This is a genomic window from Streptomyces sp. PH10-H1 (genome assembly GCF_030063355.1).
Lineage (GTDB): Bacteria > Actinomycetota > Actinomycetes > Streptomycetales > Streptomycetaceae > Actinacidiphila.
Genome location: NZ_JASISZ010000052.1, coordinates 14,356 through 33,074, shown reverse-complemented (window position 1 = coordinate 33,074; position 18,719 = coordinate 14,356). Strand labels below are relative to the sequence as shown.

Below are 18,719 nucleotides of genomic sequence, written 5' to 3'. Positions count from 1 at the left end.
ACACGTCGTACGGCCTGCCGGGAGCCCTCGGGGACCGCCCTGGGGCCGTCCGTCCATTGTCCCGCGCCGAACGGGATAGCGGCAGGTCGGGAGGTGGAGAGTGCTCCGGTTTGGGGGGAGGGGCAGCGGGCTGCATTCCGTGATGCTCGCAAGGCAGTCTGAATCGCCGGTAACGAGAACATGTCGGGAGGGATAGCGCGGAGCAACCCCGGGATGCACATGGTCTCAGTACCGGCTCGGAACGGTTCCGGTCCGGTCTCGCCGGGCCGGTCCGGCTCGCCGTGCGTTACCTCCGGTTCAGCTCTCCGGCTACCTCCGGTTCAGCTGTCCGTGCGGTACATCAGGTCGACCTCGTGGGTCGTGAAGCCCAGCCGCTCGTAGACGGTGACGGCGGGGATGTTGTCGGCGTCCACGTAGAGCATCGCGGTGGGCAGCTTCTCATCGTCGGCGAGGTGGCGCAGGCCGATCGCGGTGAGTGCCTTGCCCAGGCCGCTGTCCTGCTCGTCGGGGTGCACGCCGACGACGTACACCTCGCCGAGCCGGTCCTGGCGGTGCACCTTCGTCCAGTGGAAGCCGACGACCTTCTCCCCGCGGACGGCGAGGAAGAAGCCTTCCGGGTCGAACCACGGCTCGGCCTTGCGGTCGTCCAGGTCACGTTGGGTGAGCGCGCCCTGCTCGGGGTGGTGGGCGAACGCGGCGGCGTTCACCGCCAGCCAAGCGGCGTCGTCCTGCCCGGGGACGAAGGTCCGTACGGAGATGCCCGCCGGAATCACCGGTTCCGGCAGGGCGGGGCCGTCGTCGAGCGGGCGGCGCAGCTGCCGCAGTTCCCGGAACAGGTTCAGCCCGAGCTGCACGGCCAGGTGCCGGGCGGAGGGGTGGCCGCCGTGCGCCCATACCCGCAGCCGCTTGCCGGTGGCGTCGAGCAGCGCCCGGCCGAGCGCCCGCCCGTGCCCGTGAGTGCGGTGGGCGGGGCGGATCAGCAGCTCGGCGGCGGGGGGCTCGACCGGGTCGGTGTCCTCGATCTGCGCGTAACCGGCGAGCTCGTCCCCGAGGTACACCAGCAGGTGCCGCACTCCTGGGCGCTCGCCGCCGCGCAGATTGAGCCGGCCCTGCTCGGAGACCGCCCACTGGCCGTCGTGCTCCGCCGCCTCCTCGAGCAGCGCGAGGATGTCCCGCGCCGTGCCGGGCGGGAGCGCGTCCAGGATCTCGATCCGGCGGTGGGACGGGGAGGACTGCGCGGCGTCGGTCATGAACCCGAGCCTACGACCCGGCGATCAGTGCCTTCGCCTCCGGTGGGTTCGCCATCCGCACCGGGTCCGGCCGGGCGGCCACCGGATCGCGCGCGGGGACGATGACGGCGGCGGAACAGGCCGCGATCCCCGCGACGGCGAAGCCGGGCCAGTAGCCGGCGCTGGTGATCAGAGCGCCCATGACGGGCGGGACCAGTGCGGCCGTCAGGTTCTGGCCGGTGTTGTGGATGCCCAGCGCGCGTCCTGCCCAGGCCGGTCCCGCGCCCTCCGCGGTGGCGGTGAACGACAGGCCGTTGGTGCTGGCGGTGATGCCGACGGCGAGGATCAGGGCCGCGTCGGTGAGGGGGGAGGGGAAGGCCGCGGTCAGCGCGGTGGCCCCGATGACGGCGGCCGTGATCAGGGCGAGCTGCCGCATCGGCCGCATCCGGCTGCCGACCCGGTCCGACCAGCGGCCCACGACGATCCGGGAGACCGCGCCCAGGCCCTGGCCCAGCGCCACCAACTGCCCGGCGGCGACCGGGGACCAGCCGCGTACGTCGACCAGCAGCACCAGCGCGAAGGCGCCCGCCGTGAACTGGGGGACGACCAGCAGCGCGCCGGAGGCGTGGATGCGCCACAGGACCCGGGAGCCGCGGTACGGATTGGCGGTACGGACGGCTCCGGCCTTGACGGCGCGGGCCGGGTCCGCCGCGAACACGGCGATCAGGACCGCGATGACGCCGCAGACCACGGCGAGGAAGGCGATCGCGCCCCGCACCCCGTACGCGGCGGCGATGGGCGGCATGGTCAGTGCGGCCATGGCCATGCCCAGCGGGGTGGAGGTCTGCCGGATGCCCATCGCCAGCCCGCGCTCCCCGGCGGCGAACCAGCCCATCACCAGCCGGCCGCTCGCCGAGTAGACGGACGCGGAGGCCGCGCCCGCGAGGGCGAGGACCAGGCCGAACGCGGCCATGGCGTGGATCGTGGCGGCCGCCGCGAGCAGCACGGCCGACAGCCCCAGTCCGGCGGAGATGACGATGCGCTCGCCCCAGCGGTCGGCGGCGGCGCCCCAGGCGATCAGGGCGAGGACCAGGCCGAGCGTCGGGCAGGCGGCCAGCAGCCCGACCTGGGTGAGGGTGAGGTGGTCGGCGGTGCGCAACTCGTCGGCGAGGGAAGGGATCGCGTAGACGAACGCGCAGGACGAGGTCTGCGCGGCGGTGCCCAGGGCCAGCATCAGCCAGCGCTTCGACGGCATGGGCACGGGCGTGGGCGTGGGCATCGGCATCGCGGAGTGCGCCTCCTCGGTCGGTGGTGGGCACAACTATGCCGCCGTTCCGCGGAATGAGACAGGGAGTTCCGAATGATGGGACGGTGGGTCCGTTTTCGGCGAGCGGAAATCAGCTTTGACCCCCACCCCTCCGGCCCCGTCCCCCTTGCGTCCGGTCTACGCCGTCACGGCCGGCGGCGCGGTGGGCGCTCCCGGCAGACGGACGGTGGCCCCGGTGCCGCCGCCGCCGGCCGGGCGCAGGCCCCCCGCGCCGCCCGACTGCTGAACGGTCCTGGCCACGATCGACAGGCCCAGACCGCTGCCGGGCAGGCTCCGGGCGGACGGCGAGCGCCAGAAGCGCTCGAAGACGTGCGGGAGTTCATCGTCCGGGATGCCGGGACCGTGGTCGCGGACCGTCAGCACCCCATGGTCCAGCCTGACCTCCACCGCGCCCGCCGGCGGGCTGAACTTCACCGCGTTGTCCAGCAGGTTCACCACCGCCCGCTCCAGCGCGACGGGCTCCGCCCGTACGTACCAGGGCGCCAGTTCGGCCCTGATCGTCAGATCGGGCCCCCGCAGCCTGGCCCGTTCCAGAGCGGCCTCCGCGATCTCGTGGAACGCCACCACCTGCAGCGTCGGCGCCGCGTCCGGCCGCGACAGCTCCTGCAGATCGCCGATCAGCGCCGCCAGCTCCGTCATCTGCGCCTTCACGCTCGCCATCAGCGCCTTGCGGTCCTCCGGCGGAATCGGCCGCCCTGTCGCCTCACTCCGCTCCAGCAGTTCGATGTTCGTGCGCAGCGAGGTCAGCGGCGTCCGCAGCTCGTGTCCCGCGTCCGCGATCAACTGCTGCTGCCGGTCCCGCGACGACGCCAGCGCGGCCGTCATCGCGTTGAACGACTCCGACAGCCGCGCGATCTCGTCCTCCCCCTCGACGGGGATCCGGACGCTCAGATCCTCGGTCCGCGCGATCTGCTCCACGGCCTCGGCGAGCCGGTCCACCGGCTTCAGCCCGGCCCGGGCGATGAGGAGTCCGGCCGTGGCCGCCCCGACGACGCCGACACCGGCCACCGCGAGCAGCACCCAGGCGAGGGTGTTGAGGGGATCGTTGACCTCGCTGAGCGGTCGCGCGACCGAGACGATCGCGGGCCTGCCGTTGATGGTGACCGGCACCGTGTACACCCGCAGTTCTCTGCCGTGCCGCGTCTTCACCGTGTGCGTCAGGGTGTTCGGCCGGTCGGTCGGCAGATGGTCGGGGCCGGGGATCACCGCCAGGTCCGAGGCCTGCACGGGGAAGGTCTCGCTGCCCTGAATGAGGCAGGTCTGACCGTCCACCACCAACTGGGCCGAGACATTGGTCGGATTGAACATCGCGTGGTCGCCCGGCCCGGGCGCCGAGGTGATGCAGCCGTTCCGCTTCAGGACCTGCGCGACTTCGCCGACGGTGTTCGGCTGGCGCAGGGACTTGTCCAGTTGGTCCGTGAGCTGCTGCCGGGTGATCAGCCAGCACGACAGCGCCACCGCCGCCACGGCGACCGCCACCGCGGCCGCCGTGAGAATGGCCAGCCGTGAGCGGAGCGGCAACCGTTTCACGACTTGCCGTCCGGCGCGCGCAGCACATAGCCGACGCCGCGGACCGTGTGGACGAGGCGCGGCAGGCCGTCGATCTCGGTCTTCCGGCGCAGGTACATGACGTAGACGTCCAGAGAGTTGGAGGAGGGCTCGAAGTCGAAGCCCCAGACGGACTTGAGGATCTGTTCGCGGGTGAGGACCTGCCGGGGGTGGGCGAGGAACATTTCGAGGAGGGTGTATTCGGTGCGGGTGAGTTCGACGGGCCGCCCGGCCCGGGTGACCTCGCGGGTGGAGGTGTCCATCCGGAGGTCGGCGAAGGTGAGGGCGTTGTCCTGGTCGACGGCCGCCGCCGCGGCGGCGTACGAGCTGCGGCGCAGCAGGGCGCGCAGCCGGGCGAGGAGTTCGTCGAGCTCGAAGGGCTTGACGAGGTAGTCGTCGGCGCCCGCGTCGAGGCCGGTGACGCGGTCGCCGACGGTGTCGCGGGCGGTGAGCATCAGGATGGGTACGGTCACGCCGGTGGCGCGCAGCCGGCGGGCGGTGGTGAGGCCGTCCATGCGGGGCATCAGGACGTCGAGGATGATCGCGTCCGGCTGGTAGCCGTCGACCTGGTCGAGGGCGGCCATGCCGTCGGCGGCGATGGCGGTGCCGTAGCCCTCGAAGGCGAGGCTGCGCTGGAGCGCTTCGCGTACGGCGGGCTCGTCGTCGACGATCAGGATGCGGGCGGGGGCCTCGCCGTTCTCGCCGGGGCTCATGGGGGTCGCGACCTCGTTGTGGTGGAGGGGCCAGGGGACGGTTATCAGCCTCGCACGGCGGCGGGGCGGTGGCGTGCGTTGCCGCGTCGGCCGGGGGCCGGGGCCGGGGTGGCGAACTCGGCGGCGCGGGGGGTGCGCGGTGCGGCCGGGGCGACGGGCGCCATCATCATGGCGAGCGGCAGGTCGAGGTCGGCGGGACCGGTGCGGACGTCGGCGTCCGCCGCGGTGCCGCCCGCTCGCCAGGAGACTGCGGCGGCGAGCGCGTGCCGGGCCCGGTTGACGTTGACGGTGATGGCGTTGCTGGTCATGGGATGCCTCCTGGTTCGGAGCTGCTCTCACACTGGTTTCACACTGCTGTGCGCGCCGCGGGTCAGTTGCCGGAGCCGCCGTTGCGGAGCGAGTCGAGGTCGGCCTTGACGGTGTTGACCGGGATGGAGAAACCGAGTCCGACGCTGCCGGCGTTGCTGCCGGACGAGCCGGAGGAAGCGGCCGAGTACATCGCGGAGTTGATGCCGATGATCTCGCCGTTCATGTTGATCAGCGCGCCGCCGGAGTTGCCGGGGTTGAGGGACGCGTCGGTCTGGATGGCCTTGTAGGTGGTGGTGGAGTTGCCGGTGTCACCGTTGTACTGGTTGCCGCCGAACTGGAACGGCCACTGGTCGGAGCCGCCGCTCCTGCCCTGCCCCTGCCCCTGACCCTGGCCGGTGGAGACGGTCACGTCGCGGTTCAGCGCGGAGACGATGCCGCTGGTGACGGTGCCGGTCAGGCCCTCGGGCGAGCCGATCGCCACGACCTGGTCGCCGACGGCGAGGTTGTCGGAGTTGCCGAGCTTGGCGGCGGTGAGGCCGCTGGCGTTGTCGACCTTGATGAGAGCGAGGTCCTTCTTCGGGTCGGTGCCGACGACCTTGGCGGTGCCCGTCCTGCCGTCGCTGTAGGCGACCTTGATGCTGCTGGCACCGGAGACGACGTGGTTGTTGGTGATGATCTCGCCGTTGCTGGTGATGATCACGCCGGCGCCGGTGGACCGGCCGGAGTTCGAGGTCGCGCCGATCTCGACGATGCTCGGGCTGACGGCGGAGGCGACGCCGGCCACTCCCGTCTTGCTCGAGCTGGCGTTGACGGCGTTGGGAGCGGCGCTGACGGAGGAGTGCGAGGTCGTGTTGCCGATCAGCGCCACCGTCCCACCGCCTACGACGCCTGAGGTGATGGCGACCGCGGCGAGCAGGGCGATCGGCTTGCGTACCTTGCGCCGGGGTGCGGGGACCGGGCTGGGGGCCGGGATGGGGGCGGGGCCGGGTGAGGGCTCCGAGCCGGGGGGCGGCGGCGGGAGCATGGCCCCGGAGGGGTTGGTCACGGGTTGCTCCGGCTCGTACGCCGGCGGGGGCGGGTAGGCCGCGTTCGGGTCGTAGTCGCTGTTGCGCTGCGTGTGATCGGTCATGTCACTGACTTTGCGGCGACAACATGAGAGCTCTCTGAGCGTCTGCTGAGAAGCCCGACAGAAGTAGGTATGCCCGATATAAAGGCCAGCGGCCGAAGCGACGGCGGGCCTTTAGCGGGGCCTACGGTAGGGGGCGCTGCTCGCAGCCCGGGGCCCGAAGGGCCTGCCGGCGGGCCTACTGGCAGCCGCAGGATGCCCGGACGACCAGCCGGGACGGGAACTGCCGCAGCCGGTCGCGCCGGCCGTGGTTGACGCGCAGCGAATCGTCCAGGACGAGGTCCACCGCGGCGCGGGCCATCGCCTCGCGGTCCGAGGCGACGGTCGTGAGCGGCGGGTCGGTGAGCGCCGCTTCCTTCACATCGTCGAAGCCGGCGACGGCCAGCCCGCCCGGTACGTCGATCCGCAGCTCGCGTGCCGCGCGCAGCACGCCGATCGCCTGGTCGTCGGTGGCGCAGAAGATGGCGGGCGGCCGGTCGGGGCCCGCGAGCAGTTCGAGGCCGACCTTGTACGCGTCGTAGCGGTTGTAGGGGGCCTGAAAGAGCCGGCCCTCGGTGGAGCGGCCGGACTCCCGCATGGCCCGCCGCCAGCCTTCGACGTGGTCGGTGACGGGGTCACCCAGGACCGGGGTCTTCTCGGTGCCGCCCAGGCAGGCCACGTACTCATGGCCGTGTTCCAGCAGATGGCGGGTGGCGAGCTGCGCTCCGCCGATGTCGTCCGTGACGACCGCGTACTCGTCGATCGCCTCGGGACGCTCGTGCAGCAGGACGATCCTTGCGTCCCACGCCTCTATCTCGGCGGCGGCGTTGGCGCTCGGGCCCTGGCTGATCAGGATCAGTCCGGAGACCCGCATCCCCAGGAACGCCCGGAGGTAGTGGATCTCGCGGTCGTCCAGGTAGTCGGAATTGCCGACGAGGACCATCTTTCCGCGGTCCGACGCTGCCTGCTCGACCGCGTGCGCCATCTCGCCGAAGAACGGCTGACGGGCATCGGGGACGATCAGGCCTATGAGGTCCGTGCGACGGCTCGCCATCGCCTGGGCCACACGGTCCGGGCGATAGCCGAGCTGCGCGATGGCCGCCTGCACCCGCTCGCGGGTGGCCGGGGCGACCGGCCGGGGTCCGTTGTTGATGACATAGCTGACGACGGCGGTGGAGGTACCCGCCAACCTGGCCACATCGTCACGCGTCACCTTTGCCACGGGCCGAAGTCTACGCGGGTCCACCCCAGCCGTTATGCGGATCGGTCGGCGTCCGCACGGGCCCGGGCCTGAGCCTGCGCCTGCGCTTGCGCCTGGGCCAGTTCCTGCTGCTTGGCGGCTTCCTCAGCGGCCCGCTCGACCTTCTCGGGGGTGACGAAGCGGTAACCGACATTCCGGACGGTGCCGATCAGGGACTCGTGCTCGGGGCCGAGCTTCGCGCGCAGCCGCCGTACGTGAACGTCCACGGTGCGGGTGCCGCCGAAGTAGTCGTAGCCCCAGACCTCCTGCAGCAGCTGGGCGCGGGTGAAGACCCGGCCAGGGTGCTGGGCGAGGTACTTGATCAGCTCGAACTCCTTGAAGGTCAGATCCAGGACCCGGCCCTTGAGCTTCGCGCTGTACGTCGCCTCGTCGACCGACAGGTCGCCGTTGCGGATCTCCATCGGGCTGTCGTCCATGCCGATCTGCTGGCGGCCCATCGCGAGCCGCAGCCGTGCCTCGACCTCGGCCGGGCCCGCCGTGTCGAGCAGTACGTCGTCGATGCCCCAGTCGGCGGTGACGGCGGCCAGGCCGCCCTCGGTGACGACCAGCACCAGCGGACAGCCGGGGCCGGTGGAGCGGAGCAGCTGGCACAGCGAACGGACCTGTGGCAGGTCACGCCGGCCGTCGATCAGGATGACGTCGGCGCCCGGAGTGTCCACCAGGGCCGGCCCCTCGGCCGGTGCCACGCGGACGCTGTGGAGCAGCAGCCCGAGCGCCGGTAGTACTTCGGTGGACGGCTGGAGGGCGTTCGTCAGGAGCAGGAGTGAGCTCACCGGCCGCTCCCGTCGGTCGTCCGGTACTGCCGTTCCACACTCTTCTTGACACTCTGCTTGCCCATTGCGAACCCTCCTCGGTCCCTGCGAGGACGTACCTGGTGAAGCGGTGGCTCAGAAAGCACGAAAGGACCCGGGGGCGACGCTGCCCGGATCCTCTTCCCCTGGAGAATAGCCCACATGAAGAGCCTCGGTGAGTCCCTGAACGGGCCTTTGTGTGTTTCGTCGATCACTTCGGGTGGCCGGCGTGCGGTTCTGTTGACCGAGGACGGCGTACGAATCGAGGCCGAACACCGGCCGTCGGACGGCGGAATTTCCGGTTCCTGGAGCGGTTCCGGGAGCGCTACGGGCACGGGCTGCGCCATCGTCGTCGCCCACGGCTTCACGGGCGCCCTGGAGCGGCCCGCGATCCGCCGGGCGGCGGAGGTGTTCGCCGGGTTCGCGGGCGTGATCACCTTCTCCTTCCGGGGGCACGGCGGCTCCGGCGGCCGCTCGACCGTCGGCGACCTGGAGGTCCTCGATCTCGACGCGGCCGTGGGGTGGGCGCGACGGCTGGGGTACCGCAGGGTGGTCACGGTGGGCTTCTCGATGGGCGGCTCCGTCGTACTCCGGCACGCGGCGCGACCCGGAACGGCGGCCGGGGGGCGCGCCGGAGCGCAGGTGGACGCGGTCGCGTCGGTGAGCGCCCCCGCACGCTGGTACTACCGGGGGACGGCCCCGATGCGGCGGCTGCACTGGGTGGTCACCCGGCCGGCCGGGCGGCTCGTCTCGCGCTACGGACTCGGAACGCGGATTCACCCGCACGAGTGGGACCCGGTTCCGCTGTCCCCGGTCGAGTCCGCCGCGCTGATCGCCCCGACGCCGCTGCTGATCGTGCACGGCGACCAGGACGCGTACTTTCCGCTCGACCACCCCCGGTCGCTGGCGGGCGCGGCCGGAGCCGGCGCCGAGCTGTGGATCGAGCCCGGATTCGGCCACGCGGAGAACGCGGCCGACGACGCTCTGCTGCGCCGCGTCGGGGGCTGGCTCGCCACGGTCTGACCGGCTCACGTCCGGGCTCCCGGGCGGGTGTCATCATGGACGGCGGTTGTACCGAAGACCCGAGGACAAGGAGCCGCCATGGCGGCAAGCGACATTCCGGAGAAGCCCGCCCCAGGCACCGGCACGATCCGCTACTGGGCGGCGGCCAAGGCCGCGGCCGGCACGGCGGAGGAGCCCTACCGCGCCGCCACGCTGGCCGAGGCGCTCGCCGCGGCGCGCGAACTGCACGCGCGGCAGCCGGAGTTCGCACGCGTGCTGCTGCGGTGCTCGTTCCTGGTCGACGGCGACCCCGTCGGCACCCGGGACCACGCGGCGATCGCCCTGGGCGACGGCGGCACCGTCGAGGTACTCCCGCCGTTCGCGGGAGGGTGACATGACCTCCTCCGACTGGGACCAGAATCAGAACCAGAGCCACAACCAGAACCAGAACCAGAATCAGAACCCGAATCAGAACGCGTATGACCCGTACGCGGGCGGTCAGCAGCAGCAGCAGCCGCAGGCGCACCCCGGGCCGATGCCCCCGGCCGAGCCGATGTGGCCGGACCAGGCGCCCGGCGGCCGGCAGGCCGGGCACCAGCAGCAGGGCCAGCAGGGCCAGCAGGGCCAGCAGGGCCAGCAGGGCCAGCAGGGCCAGCAGTACGGCGGCTACGCCGCTCCCGCCCATGCCGCGCCCGGCCATGCCGTTCCCGCACCACAGCCGCACGGCGGCCGGCACGCGGGTCAGTACAGCGGTCAGCCGGCCCCGTACGACCAGCTCGGGCAGTACCCGCAGTACGACCCTGCCGGTGAGGGCGGCGACCACACCGCCGTACTGCCGCTCATCGACGACTTCCCGTCCCAGCCCGCTCCGGCGCCGGCGGCCCCGGAGAGCCCGCCCGTCCCGCCGCGCACCGGTGGCCGGCGTGCCGCGCGGGGCCGGGCCGCGGCGCCCGCCGGGCCGCGTACCGGATCGCCGATCATCGCGCCCGGGATGCAGCCGGCCGCGCTGACCGCCGTACTCGCCCTGCTGATCGCGGGCGGCGCCGTCACCGGGCGTCCGGGGCTCGCGCTCTTCGTGGCGGTCCTGCAGGCGGTCACCGCCGCCGGCTGGTTCCGGCTGAACGGCATGTGGCCGGCCCGGCAGGGCATCGTGCTGGCCTTCCTGGCCGGCGTCACGGCGGATGTCGCGCTGCTCGCGACGGGCGGCGAGAACGTGCCCGCCGCGGTCATCGGAACGCTCGGGGCCTGGCTGCTGCTGGTCCTCGTGCTGCAGATGCGCCACCACGGGACCCCGGACGAGCGGCTGTCCTCACTGACGGCCACCTCCGCCTCGACGCTCATGACCGTCCTGGCCACCGGCTTCCTCGCGGTCGCCTGGACGCCGGGCGGCAGCGATCCGGTGGTGGTCGGCGCGGTCGCGGTCGCCGTCGCGACGCTCGCCCGCGCCCTCCCGCTGCCCGGTGCCGTCTCCGTCGCGGTGGCCGTGCTCGCCGCCACCGGCAGCGGCATCGTCACCGGCCGGATGACCGACCTCGGCACCCAGGGCGCTCTCCTCGGCCTGGCCGCCGGCGCCTGCGCCCTCATCGGACTGCGCGTCGCCAGCTACGACTTCCCGTCGCGCTTCGTCCACTTCACCGCGGGTGTCGCGCTTCCCCTGACGGCGGCGGCCCCCGCCGTCTACGTGCTGGGCCGGGTGCTCACGGGGTAGCCGGGAACCGGACGACCGGGTAACGGAGTTGACGGGGGACACCAGCTCCCTCGCCGGGTGCGCCGCTGTCACAACCTCTCGACAAACGACGGCGGCCCGCCCGGCCGTCGAGGGCGGCCGGGTTAGGGTCGGTCGATCAAACCTGAACCGGGGGAGAGCAATGCGCGCCGCACGGATACTCCTGATCGTCCTCGTCGTCCTCGGCGGGCTGTTCGTGGCCGCCGACCGCATCGCGGTGTCGGTGGCCGAGAACAAGGCGGCCGAGCGCGCGCAGCAGACGCAGGGGCTGAGCTCGAAGCCGGATGTGTCGATCAAGGGCTTCCCGTTCCTGACGCAGGTCGCCTCGGACAAGCTCGACGACGTCAAGATCACCGCCCACGACATCCAGGCCCAGGGCGGCGGCGAGCGGCTGCGCATCGAGAGCTTCACGGCCGACCTGCACGGCGTGCGGCTCTCGGACAGCTACCGCCGGGCGGTGGCCGACACGGCGGACGGTTCGGCGCTCATCACCTACGCGGACCTGTCGGCGGCCGCGCCTCCGGGAGTGACCGTCTCGTACGGGGGCGAGGGCAAGGACGGCAAGGGCAAGGTGAAGGTGACCGCGAGCGTCTCGCTGCAGATCATCGGCACCGTGAAGCGCAGCGTGGTCAGCGAGGTCAGCGTCGAGGGCGGCAACACGGTGCGGCTGCACGCCGACGCGATTCCGGGGGCGGACAGCATCCCCGGTCTCGACAAGCTGATCCGCGAGAAGATCGACTTCACCCGGAAGCTGGTGGGGCTGCCCAGCGGCATCACCTTGCAGTCGGTCGCGACGACCCCGGGCGGCATCACGGTGGCGGCGTCCGGAACGCACGTCATTCTCGCGGGCTGAGACGGCAGAGTCCGCACCTCAGGCAGATCGGCCGGGAAACCGGCCCCCGGGCCCGCCGCGTAAGGCCTGGTGGCGTGCGCGTCCCACTATGCGGACAATCTTGTCTCGCTATATGACACCCTGGTGACACTTTCGGGGAGGTTTCCCTACGATCGGGGTCATGAAGCGACAGGCGGATCTCACGAAGCGGCGGGCAGTCGACCTGTGCCGCGTCGCCGCCAGTCTCTGTCGCATGCCATAGGGGCGGCAGCCTTCTACGTACCGAAGCAGGCCCGACGGCCGTTCGTGTATGCCTGCCTCCCCGGCTTTTCTCTCGCATTCTGCGCAATGTCGCGCCGCGTATCGGCGCATCCGTACTGCCCCGGAGGAGAACAAAATGAGCCGCAGTGACGTCCTCGTGGACGCCGATTGGGTCCAGGACCACATCGACGACCCCAAGGTAGTAATCGTGGAGGTCGACGAGGACACCTCGGCCTACGAGAAGAACCACATCCGTAACGCCGTCCGCATCGACTGGAAGTCCGACCTTCAGGACCCGGTCCGCCGCGACTTCGTCGACCAGGCCGGCTTCGAGGACCTGCTCTCGGCCAAGGGCATCGCCAACGACGACACCGTCGTCCTCTACGGCGGCAACAACAACTGGTTCGCCTCCTACGCGTACTGGTACTTCAAGCTCTACGGCCACGACAGCGTCAAGCTGCTCGACGGCGGCCGCAAGAAGTGGGAGCTCGACTCCCGCGATCTGGTCGTAGAGGTCCCCGAACGGGCCGCAACCGCGTACCAGGCCAAGGAGCAGGACACCTCGATCCGTGCGTACCGTGACGACGCCGTCGCCGCGATCGGCACCCTGAACCTGGTCGACGTCCGCTCGCCCGACGAGTTCTCGGGCAAGCTGCTCGCCCCGGCCCACCTCCCGCAGGAGCAGTCGCAGCGCCCGGGCCACATCCCGAGCGCCCGCAACATCCCGTGGTCGAAGAACGCCAACGACGACGGCACCTTCAAGTCCGACGACGAGCTGACCAAGCTCTACCAGGACGAGAACGTCGACCTGGCGAAGGACACCATCGCGTACTGCCGCATCGGTGAGCGCTCCGCGCTCACCTGGTTCGTGCTGCACGAGCTGCTCGGCCAGGCCAACGTCAAGAACTACGACGGCTCATGGACCGAGTACGGCTCCCTCGTCGGCGTCCCGATCGAACTCGGCGCCAATAGCTGAGTCCGGTTTCCAGACCACCCCTCAAAGGATCAGACATGTGTGGAGCAAAGGCCGGCGGCCCGGACTTGGCAGGAGTTGACGTGGCGAGCGAGACGATCATTCAGGGTTCGGTGACCCGCGACGGCGAGCCGATCAGCGGCTATGTCCGTCTGCTCGACGGCGGCGGCGAATTCACCGCGGAGGTCCCGACCTCGGCGACCGGACAGTTCCGCTTCTTCGCCGCCCCCGGCACCTGGACGCTGCGCGCCCTCGTCCCGGGCGCGACGGTGGACCGTACGGTCGTGGCCCAGAAGGGCGCGGCGGCCGACGTGGCCATCGCCGTCTGACGTCGCGGTACGTGTGATGCGGTCGCAGTAATAGAACGGCCGGAGGGCCGCACCCCCGGGTTGGACGCTCTGGGTGCGGCCCTCCGCGCTGTCCGGACGTACCTCCCGGGCGTACCGTTGATTCATGTACGCGCGACAGCGCCGCCACTGGTATTTCGCCATGATGGGCAGCTGCATCCTGCTGTTCGTCCTGGCGTGGGCCGTGGTGCGCCTTTGGTCGGTGCCGGCGGCCGTCGCGATGTGCGTGGTCGCGATGGTCATCCCACCGTTCGCCGCCATCGTGGGAAACCGGCGCGAGCCGGGCGACTTCTGGGACGACCCCGCGGACAGCTGGCTCGAGGACGAGCCGAAGGACGACTCCTGGATCCGGGACGAGGAGGCTGCCAAGGCGAAGGTGGCCGGGAAGCGGCCGGACGACGGGGACGGGCAGCAGCCGTAGCGCCACTCGTTCGCCCGGTTGCCCGTTCGCCCGGTGTACGTGGCTGTTCAGTACACGAGGGCCTGGACGCCGTCCGGCATAATCTCCTGCACGAAGACCTGCGCGCCCGCGATCCGTACGCCTTCGATGACGTCCTTCTCGCTGATGTCGCGGCGGGCCGCGCATTGCGTGCACAGCGTGATGCCGCCGCCCGCGAGGATCCCCTCGATCAGATCCGGCAGCGGCGCGGCGTGCGGGAGTTCGAACTCCGCCGCGCGACCGGGGAGCGCGAACCACGCGGACTCCCCGGTGAGCCAGAGCGAGACCTCCACGCCGCTGGCCACCGCGACCGCCGCCACCGTGAACGCCTGCGAGCAGCGCTCGGGCGCGTCCGCGCCCGCTGTCACCTTGATCACGAGCTTCTTCGCCATGGGCCCAGGCTAGCGGTAGTCCCATCGGCACCATTGGTCCCATCTGTGTCGCATCTCACGGTTAAAGAATTGTGGAGACGACGTGTCGGCTCGACATAATGCGGTTCCGCTCACAACGCGACACGCGTGCGAGTGATGAGTTTGTGCCCGGGGGGGCTTCCTGTGGAACCTGTACGCCGTCGAGGCGCCGTCATCGCGGCATCCGTCGGGGTACTCGCGCTCCTCGGGGTGACCGCCGGGGCCGTGGTGACGCTCGGATCATCGTCGGGCCACGCCGATTCGGCAGCCACGTCGTCGTCCCCGCCCGTGACCGCGACCGTGAGTTCCGTCCCGTCGATGGCCGTAAGTGCGTCCCCCGCAGAGCCGACCGCCACCTCGACCGTCAAGGGGCAGGTCAGCAACGGCGTGCACACCGGTGACCTGCGATTCTTCCTGCTGACGCCGCCCAGGGACGCCGAGATCTACGGTGACGAGGCGGGCAGCCCGCTCACCGCGGCCGACCTCGCGAGCGGTTCCGCCGACGATGCGGCCGCCCAGCGCGCGCTGACCACCTACGGCTTCAAGTCCGGCGCCTACCGCACGTATCTCACCGCCGGAGGCGGCGCCGAGGTCAGCTTCAAACTCAGCCGCTTCGCCGATCCCGCCTCGGCCGCGCAGTACTACGACACCCATTACTACGAGGGCGACAAGCTCTCGCTGCCGGGCGGCTATCCGGCCTGCGCCTACCACCTCAAGTCCGGCTCGGACGAGAGCGCGGACACCCTGCTGGCCATCTCGTACCAGGGCGATGTGCACATCACCATCACCGTGACGGGCGGCAGGATGCCGGATCAGAAGCTGTTGCAGGGCCTGCTGGACGCGCAGTACCAGCGCCTCAAGACCGGCCGCTGAGCCCGCCCTCTTCCTTCCTTTTTCTCGCACCACTCACGTGGAGATCACCACGTCCGAGGACACCCCTGCGCCCGCTCCCGAGCCACCGCCGGAACCGCCGTTCGCGCCACCGGCCGGTTCGACGCCGGTCGAGCCGGAGCCGCAGGCGGAGCGCAAGCCACGCCGCCGTGGCCGCACCACGCTGCTGATCGCCGTCGCGGCCGTTCTCGGCGGGACCCGGCGCTCCCCGGTGTGAAGGGCTGGCTGGCCACCGACGCCTTTCGGAAGGTGTTCGGCGAAAGGCACCGGGAGCAGCAGAGAATGGTCCTCACCCAGGAAGGGCTGCGCCACATCGCGGCCCGCGCCTGGACCATGCCGGACGGCACGCGCGCCGAGATCTATCTGCTCCAGTTCTCGACCCGGTCGTTCGCCGAGAGCTACCGCGGCGACGCGATGTCCGCGAATCTGGCGGAAGCTCCCTGCTTCCAAGGCGATGATTCCTCCACTCCCGATCGCCCGGGCATCGCCGTGATGTTCCCCTTCGCCGAGACGGGTTCGAGCGGAGCGACCCAGCTGCGCTACGCGTACATCGGCTCGGGCGACACCCTCGGACTCGTCGTCCTGTCCCACAAGGGCACGACGCCGGTCGTGCCGTTCCGGCAGACGATCACGCTCCAGGCCCAGCTCCTCGGCTGAAACGGCTGAAACGGCTCAAGCGGCCCAACCTGCCGGGAGCCGACCGGCCACAGGGACGCACCTCACGGCGCCGTCCCCGTGGCCGCCGACTAGACTCGTCCCCGGTCCGTTACCGCTGCCTGCCCGAGGAGCACACTCGTGCGTATTGAGTACATCTTCGACGCCTTGCTCGTCCTGGTCTGCCTCGGCGTCGCCGCGTTCTCCGTCTTCGCGGTGTTGAAGCTGTACCAGGGCCAGCGCTGACCTCGGCCGCACGGACAACGGAACAGGGCACCACACCATGATCGAGATCCCGTCCGACCTTCATCCGGACGTCGTCCCTCTCGTCTTCCTCCTCGGCAGGTGGGAGGGCGCGGGCGTGTACGACTTTCCCGGCGCCGAGAAGTGCAACTTCGGGCAGGAGGTGACGTTCAGCCACGACGGCCGTCCCTTCCTGGAGTACACCTCGCACACCTGGGTGCTGGACGCCGAGGGCAAGAAGCTGCGCCCGCTGGAGAGCGAGAGCGGCTTCTGGCGGATCGGCAAGGACCGCAAGGTCGATGTCACCCTCACCCGTGACGAGGGCGTCGTCGAGATCTGGACCGGCGAGCTGGCCGACCAGAAGCCGCAGATCGACCTGGTCACCGACGCCGTCGCGCGGCTGCCCGGATCCCCGGAGTACTCCGGCGGCAAGCGGCTCTACGGCTACGTCAACAGCGACCTGATGTGGGTCGGCGAGAAGGCCACCCCGGCCGTCCCGCTGCGTCCGTACCTGTCCGCGCACCTGAAGAAGGTCGTCGACCCGCGCGAGTGGGCGAAGGACCTCAAGGACCTCCCCGACGACGGCATCGCGTTCTTCAAATAGAACCCGCCCTACACTGGGGGCTGTGGTGACCACCGACTGGAAGAGCGATCTGCGGCAGCGCGGCTACCGGCTCACGCCGCAGCGCCAGCTTGTCCTGGAGGCCGTGGACGCGCTGGAGCACGCGACCCCCGACGAGCTGCTCACCGAGGTGCACAGGACCGCTTCCGGGATCAACATCTCCACCGTCTACCGGACGCTGGAGCTGCTGGAGGAGCTCGGCCTGGTCAGCCACGCCCACCTCGGACACGGCGCTCCGACGTACCACCTCGCGGACCGGCACCACCATATGCACCTGGTGTGCCGGGACTGCGGCTCCGTCACGGAGGCGGAGGTGGCGCTGGCCGCGCCGCTCACCCAAGGGCTGCGCGAAGCCTTCGGCTTCGAGACGGACATGAAACACTTCGCGATCTTCGGCCGCTGCGCCGCCTGCGGCGCCAAGGCTGCAAAGGCTTCCGCCGCCGGGTCGTAGGCTTATCGCCATGACCGCCATGCTGAAGAGCCCGTTGCTGTCCCTTCCCGGAGCCGTTCCCGCCGAAGGGCCGGACGAGGGTGTCGCCGGGCACTACGGCGATCTGTTCCGTGAACAGCGGGCGCTCGCCGGCGGGACGGGCTTCGTGGATCTGTCGCACCGCGGTGTCATCACCGTCAGCGGCGAAGACCGCCTCGCCTGGCTGCACCTGCTGATCACGCAGCACGTCGAGCAGCTCCCGGCCGGCCAGGCCACCGAGGCGCTGGTCCTCACCGCACACGGCCACATCGAGCACGCGCTCTACCTGGTGGACGACGGCACGACGACCTGGATCCACGTGGAGCCGGGCACCCAGGGCGCGCTGCTCGCGTACCTGGAGAGCATGAAGTTCTTCTACAAGGTCGAGGCGGCCGACGCGTCGGACCAGTACGCGGTCGTCTATCTCCCCGCGGGCGCCATCACGGCCGTCCCGGAAGGCTGGGCCGTCCGGGAGACCTCCTACGGCCGGGACGTCTTCGTGCCGCGCGCCGAGCTGGAGTCCTTCGCGGCCGGTGCCGGCCGGCCGATCGGGTCGCTGTCGCTGGAGGCGCTGCGGATCGAGGCGCACCGGCCGCGGCTGGGCCTGGAGACCGACCACCGCACCATTCCGCACGAGCTGGGCTGGCTGGAGACCGCCGTCCATCTGCAGAAGGGCTGCTACCGCGGCCAGGAGACCGTCGCGCGGGTGTACAACCTCGGCCGCCCGCCGCGCCGGCTGGTCTTTCTGCACCTGGACGGCAGCGAGGTGAAGCTCCCGCCGCACGGCGCTCCCGTCCGGCTCGCCTCCGAGGGTGCGGAGGGCCGCCAGATCGGCTTCGTCACGTCCTCCGCCCGGCACTGGGAACTGGGCCCGATCGCGCTGGCCCTGGTGAAGCGCAACACCGATGCGGCTGTGACGCTGCTGGCCGACACGACGGTCGCGTCGCAGGAGATCGTCGTCGCGCCGTAGAGCCGTAGAGCCGTAGCGCCGTAGCGCCGTAGCGCCGTAGAAACGGTGAGCGGTCAGATGTCGATGACCAGGGTGAACGGGCCGTCGTTCGTCAGCGAGACCTTCATGTCCGCGCCGAACCGGCCCGTTTCCACGTCCGCGCCCAGGGCGCGCAGCTGTGCCACCACCTCGTCGACCAGCGGCTCGGCGACATCGCCGGGCGCGGCGGCGTTCCAGGTGGGGCGGCGCCCCTTACGGGCGTCACCGTAAAGCGTGAACTGGCTGATGACGAGCAGCGGGCCGCCGACATCAGAGCAGGACTTCTCGTCCGCCAGGCTGTGCTTGTCCTTGAACACTCGCAGGCTCCACAATTTGCGGGCCAGCAGCGCCGCCTTCTCCGGGGTGTCGTCGTGGGTCACCCCCACCAGAACGCACAATCCGGGTCCGGTGATCGACCCGACCGTTTCTCCGTCGACCACGACACTCGCTTCACTGACCCGCTGGGCAACCGCTCGCATCCGGCCATTGTCCCGTGCATGTGCCAACACCACTCGCACGGGTGAGGGGGCGCACGCGACCGCAGGTCGTACGCCCGGTTGGGCGCCGGGCACGCCCGCC

General features: G+C 71.0%; 24 protein-coding genes. 14 read left to right on the top strand and 10 right to left on the bottom strand.

The window, feature by feature from the left end:
- Nucleotides 1-320: 320 nt before the first annotated feature.
- The 8 genes from mshD to QMK24_RS27200 all read right to left on the bottom strand — a co-directional run bounded on the left by mshD (nucleotide 321) and on the right by QMK24_RS27200 (nucleotide 8,265).
- On the bottom strand, nucleotides 321-1,250 hold the full coding sequence (gene mshD, locus QMK24_RS27235) for a mycothiol synthase (protein ID WP_283469433.1): 930 nt from the start codon (nucleotides 1,248-1,250) through the stop codon (nucleotides 321-323).
- Between the two features lie 10 nt (nucleotides 1,251-1,260).
- Entirely contained in the window at nucleotides 1,261-2,514 is a 1,254-nt protein-coding gene (locus tag QMK24_RS27230) for an MFS transporter (protein WP_283469432.1), read from the bottom strand.
- A gap of 159 nt (nucleotides 2,515-2,673) precedes the next feature.
- Nucleotides 2,674-4,086 carry a sensor histidine kinase gene (locus tag QMK24_RS27225; RefSeq protein WP_283469431.1) on the bottom strand — a complete coding sequence of 471 codons (1,413 nt, stop codon included), beginning with the start codon at nucleotides 4,084-4,086 and terminating at the stop codon, nucleotides 2,674-2,676.
- Nucleotides 4,083-4,817, bottom strand: a complete 735-nt coding sequence (locus QMK24_RS27220) for a response regulator transcription factor (protein ID WP_283469430.1) — start codon at nucleotides 4,815-4,817, stop codon at nucleotides 4,083-4,085. Before QMK24_RS27220 ends, QMK24_RS27225 begins: the two co-directional genes overlap by 4 nt.
- A gap of 44 nt (nucleotides 4,818-4,861) precedes the next feature.
- Nucleotides 4,862-5,125 carry a hypothetical protein gene (locus QMK24_RS27215; protein ID WP_283469429.1) on the bottom strand — a complete coding sequence of 88 codons (264 nt, stop codon included), beginning with the start codon at nucleotides 5,123-5,125 and terminating at the stop codon, nucleotides 4,862-4,864.
- A 62-nt stretch (nucleotides 5,126-5,187) separates the two neighbouring features.
- A complete protein-coding gene (locus QMK24_RS27210; RefSeq protein ID WP_283469428.1) occupies nucleotides 5,188-6,255 on the bottom strand; it encodes a S1C family serine protease in 1,068 nt (355 codons plus the stop codon).
- Between the two features lie 175 nt (nucleotides 6,256-6,430).
- On the bottom strand, nucleotides 6,431-7,453 hold the full coding sequence (locus QMK24_RS27205) for a LacI family DNA-binding transcriptional regulator (protein WP_283469427.1): 1,023 nt from the start codon (nucleotides 7,451-7,453) through the stop codon (nucleotides 6,431-6,433).
- Between the two features lie 32 nt (nucleotides 7,454-7,485).
- On the bottom strand, nucleotides 7,486-8,265 hold the full coding sequence (locus tag QMK24_RS27200; protein WP_283469426.1) for a response regulator transcription factor: 780 nt from the start codon (nucleotides 8,263-8,265) through the stop codon (nucleotides 7,486-7,488).
- Between the two features lie 180 nt (nucleotides 8,266-8,445).
- On the opposite strand from QMK24_RS27200, the gene QMK24_RS27195 reads away from it, so the two are divergent.
- From QMK24_RS27195 to QMK24_RS27165, 8 genes are all read left to right on the top strand, one after another.
- A complete protein-coding gene (locus QMK24_RS27195; RefSeq protein WP_283469425.1) occupies nucleotides 8,446-9,306 on the top strand; it encodes an alpha/beta hydrolase in 861 nt (286 codons plus the stop codon).
- Nucleotides 9,307-9,384: 78 nt separating this feature from the next.
- On the top strand, nucleotides 9,385-9,678 hold the full coding sequence (locus QMK24_RS27190; RefSeq protein ID WP_283469424.1) for a MoaD/ThiS family protein: 294 nt from the start codon (nucleotides 9,385-9,387) through the stop codon (nucleotides 9,676-9,678).
- A gap of 1 nt (nucleotide 9,679) precedes the next feature.
- Nucleotides 9,680-10,993 (top strand): hypothetical protein, encoded by a 1,314-nt coding sequence (locus tag QMK24_RS27185; RefSeq protein WP_283469423.1) that lies wholly within the window; start codon nucleotides 9,680-9,682, stop codon nucleotides 10,991-10,993.
- Between the two features lie 160 nt (nucleotides 10,994-11,153).
- Nucleotides 11,154-11,864, top strand: a complete 711-nt coding sequence (locus QMK24_RS27180) for an LmeA family phospholipid-binding protein (protein ID WP_283469422.1) — start codon at nucleotides 11,154-11,156, stop codon at nucleotides 11,862-11,864.
- Between the two features lie 160 nt (nucleotides 11,865-12,024).
- The gene (locus QMK24_RS41930; protein ID WP_358789501.1) at nucleotides 12,025-12,105 is read left to right on the top strand and encodes an Ms5788A family Cys-rich leader peptide; all 81 of its coding nucleotides are present in this window, start codon (nucleotides 12,025-12,027) and stop codon (nucleotides 12,103-12,105) included.
- A 135-nt stretch (nucleotides 12,106-12,240) separates the two neighbouring features.
- Nucleotides 12,241-13,080: a sulfurtransferase gene (locus QMK24_RS27175; protein ID WP_283469421.1), complete on the top strand. Its 840-nt coding sequence runs from the start codon at nucleotides 12,241-12,243 to the stop codon at nucleotides 13,078-13,080.
- A 35-nt stretch (nucleotides 13,081-13,115) separates the two neighbouring features.
- Entirely contained in the window at nucleotides 13,116-13,406 is a 291-nt protein-coding gene (locus QMK24_RS27170) for a DUF1416 domain-containing protein (protein ID WP_283469420.1), read from the top strand.
- 124 nt (nucleotides 13,407-13,530) lie between these two features.
- On the top strand, nucleotides 13,531-13,845 hold the full coding sequence (locus QMK24_RS27165) for a DUF3099 domain-containing protein (RefSeq protein ID WP_283469419.1): 315 nt from the start codon (nucleotides 13,531-13,533) through the stop codon (nucleotides 13,843-13,845).
- Between the two features lie 47 nt (nucleotides 13,846-13,892).
- On the opposite strand, the gene QMK24_RS27160 is transcribed toward QMK24_RS27165, so the two are convergent.
- Nucleotides 13,893-14,255 (bottom strand): DsrE family protein, encoded by a 363-nt coding sequence (locus QMK24_RS27160; protein ID WP_283469418.1) that lies wholly within the window; start codon nucleotides 14,253-14,255, stop codon nucleotides 13,893-13,895.
- Nucleotides 14,256-14,417: 162 nt separating this feature from the next.
- Between QMK24_RS27160 and QMK24_RS27155 the strand changes: the two genes are divergently transcribed.
- From QMK24_RS27155 to ygfZ, 6 genes are all read left to right on the top strand, one after another.
- Nucleotides 14,418-15,146: a hypothetical protein gene (locus QMK24_RS27155; protein WP_283469417.1), complete on the top strand. Its 729-nt coding sequence runs from the start codon at nucleotides 14,418-14,420 to the stop codon at nucleotides 15,144-15,146.
- A 37-nt stretch (nucleotides 15,147-15,183) separates the two neighbouring features.
- Nucleotides 15,184-15,381 carry a hypothetical protein gene (locus QMK24_RS27150; RefSeq protein WP_283469416.1) on the top strand — a complete coding sequence of 66 codons (198 nt, stop codon included), beginning with the start codon at nucleotides 15,184-15,186 and terminating at the stop codon, nucleotides 15,379-15,381.
- Between the two features lie 65 nt (nucleotides 15,382-15,446).
- Entirely contained in the window at nucleotides 15,447-15,821 is a 375-nt protein-coding gene (locus QMK24_RS27145; RefSeq protein WP_283469415.1) for a hypothetical protein, read from the top strand.
- A gap of 280 nt (nucleotides 15,822-16,101) precedes the next feature.
- Entirely contained in the window at nucleotides 16,102-16,665 is a 564-nt protein-coding gene (locus tag QMK24_RS27140) for a heme-binding beta-barrel domain-containing protein (protein WP_283469414.1), read from the top strand.
- A 22-nt stretch (nucleotides 16,666-16,687) separates the two neighbouring features.
- The gene (locus QMK24_RS27135) at nucleotides 16,688-17,134 is read left to right on the top strand and encodes a Fur family transcriptional regulator (protein WP_283469413.1); all 447 of its coding nucleotides are present in this window, start codon (nucleotides 16,688-16,690) and stop codon (nucleotides 17,132-17,134) included.
- 19 nt (nucleotides 17,135-17,153) lie between these two features.
- Nucleotides 17,154-18,122 carry a CAF17-like 4Fe-4S cluster assembly/insertion protein YgfZ gene (gene ygfZ, locus QMK24_RS27130; RefSeq protein ID WP_283469459.1) on the top strand — a complete coding sequence of 323 codons (969 nt, stop codon included), beginning with the start codon at nucleotides 17,154-17,156 and terminating at the stop codon, nucleotides 18,120-18,122.
- Nucleotides 18,123-18,175: 53 nt separating this feature from the next.
- Here the strand turns inward: ygfZ and dtd are convergent, their stop codons facing one another.
- Nucleotides 18,176-18,619 (bottom strand): D-aminoacyl-tRNA deacylase, encoded by a 444-nt coding sequence (gene dtd, locus QMK24_RS27125; RefSeq protein ID WP_283469412.1) that lies wholly within the window; start codon nucleotides 18,617-18,619, stop codon nucleotides 18,176-18,178.
- Nucleotides 18,620-18,719 lie beyond the last annotated feature (100 nt).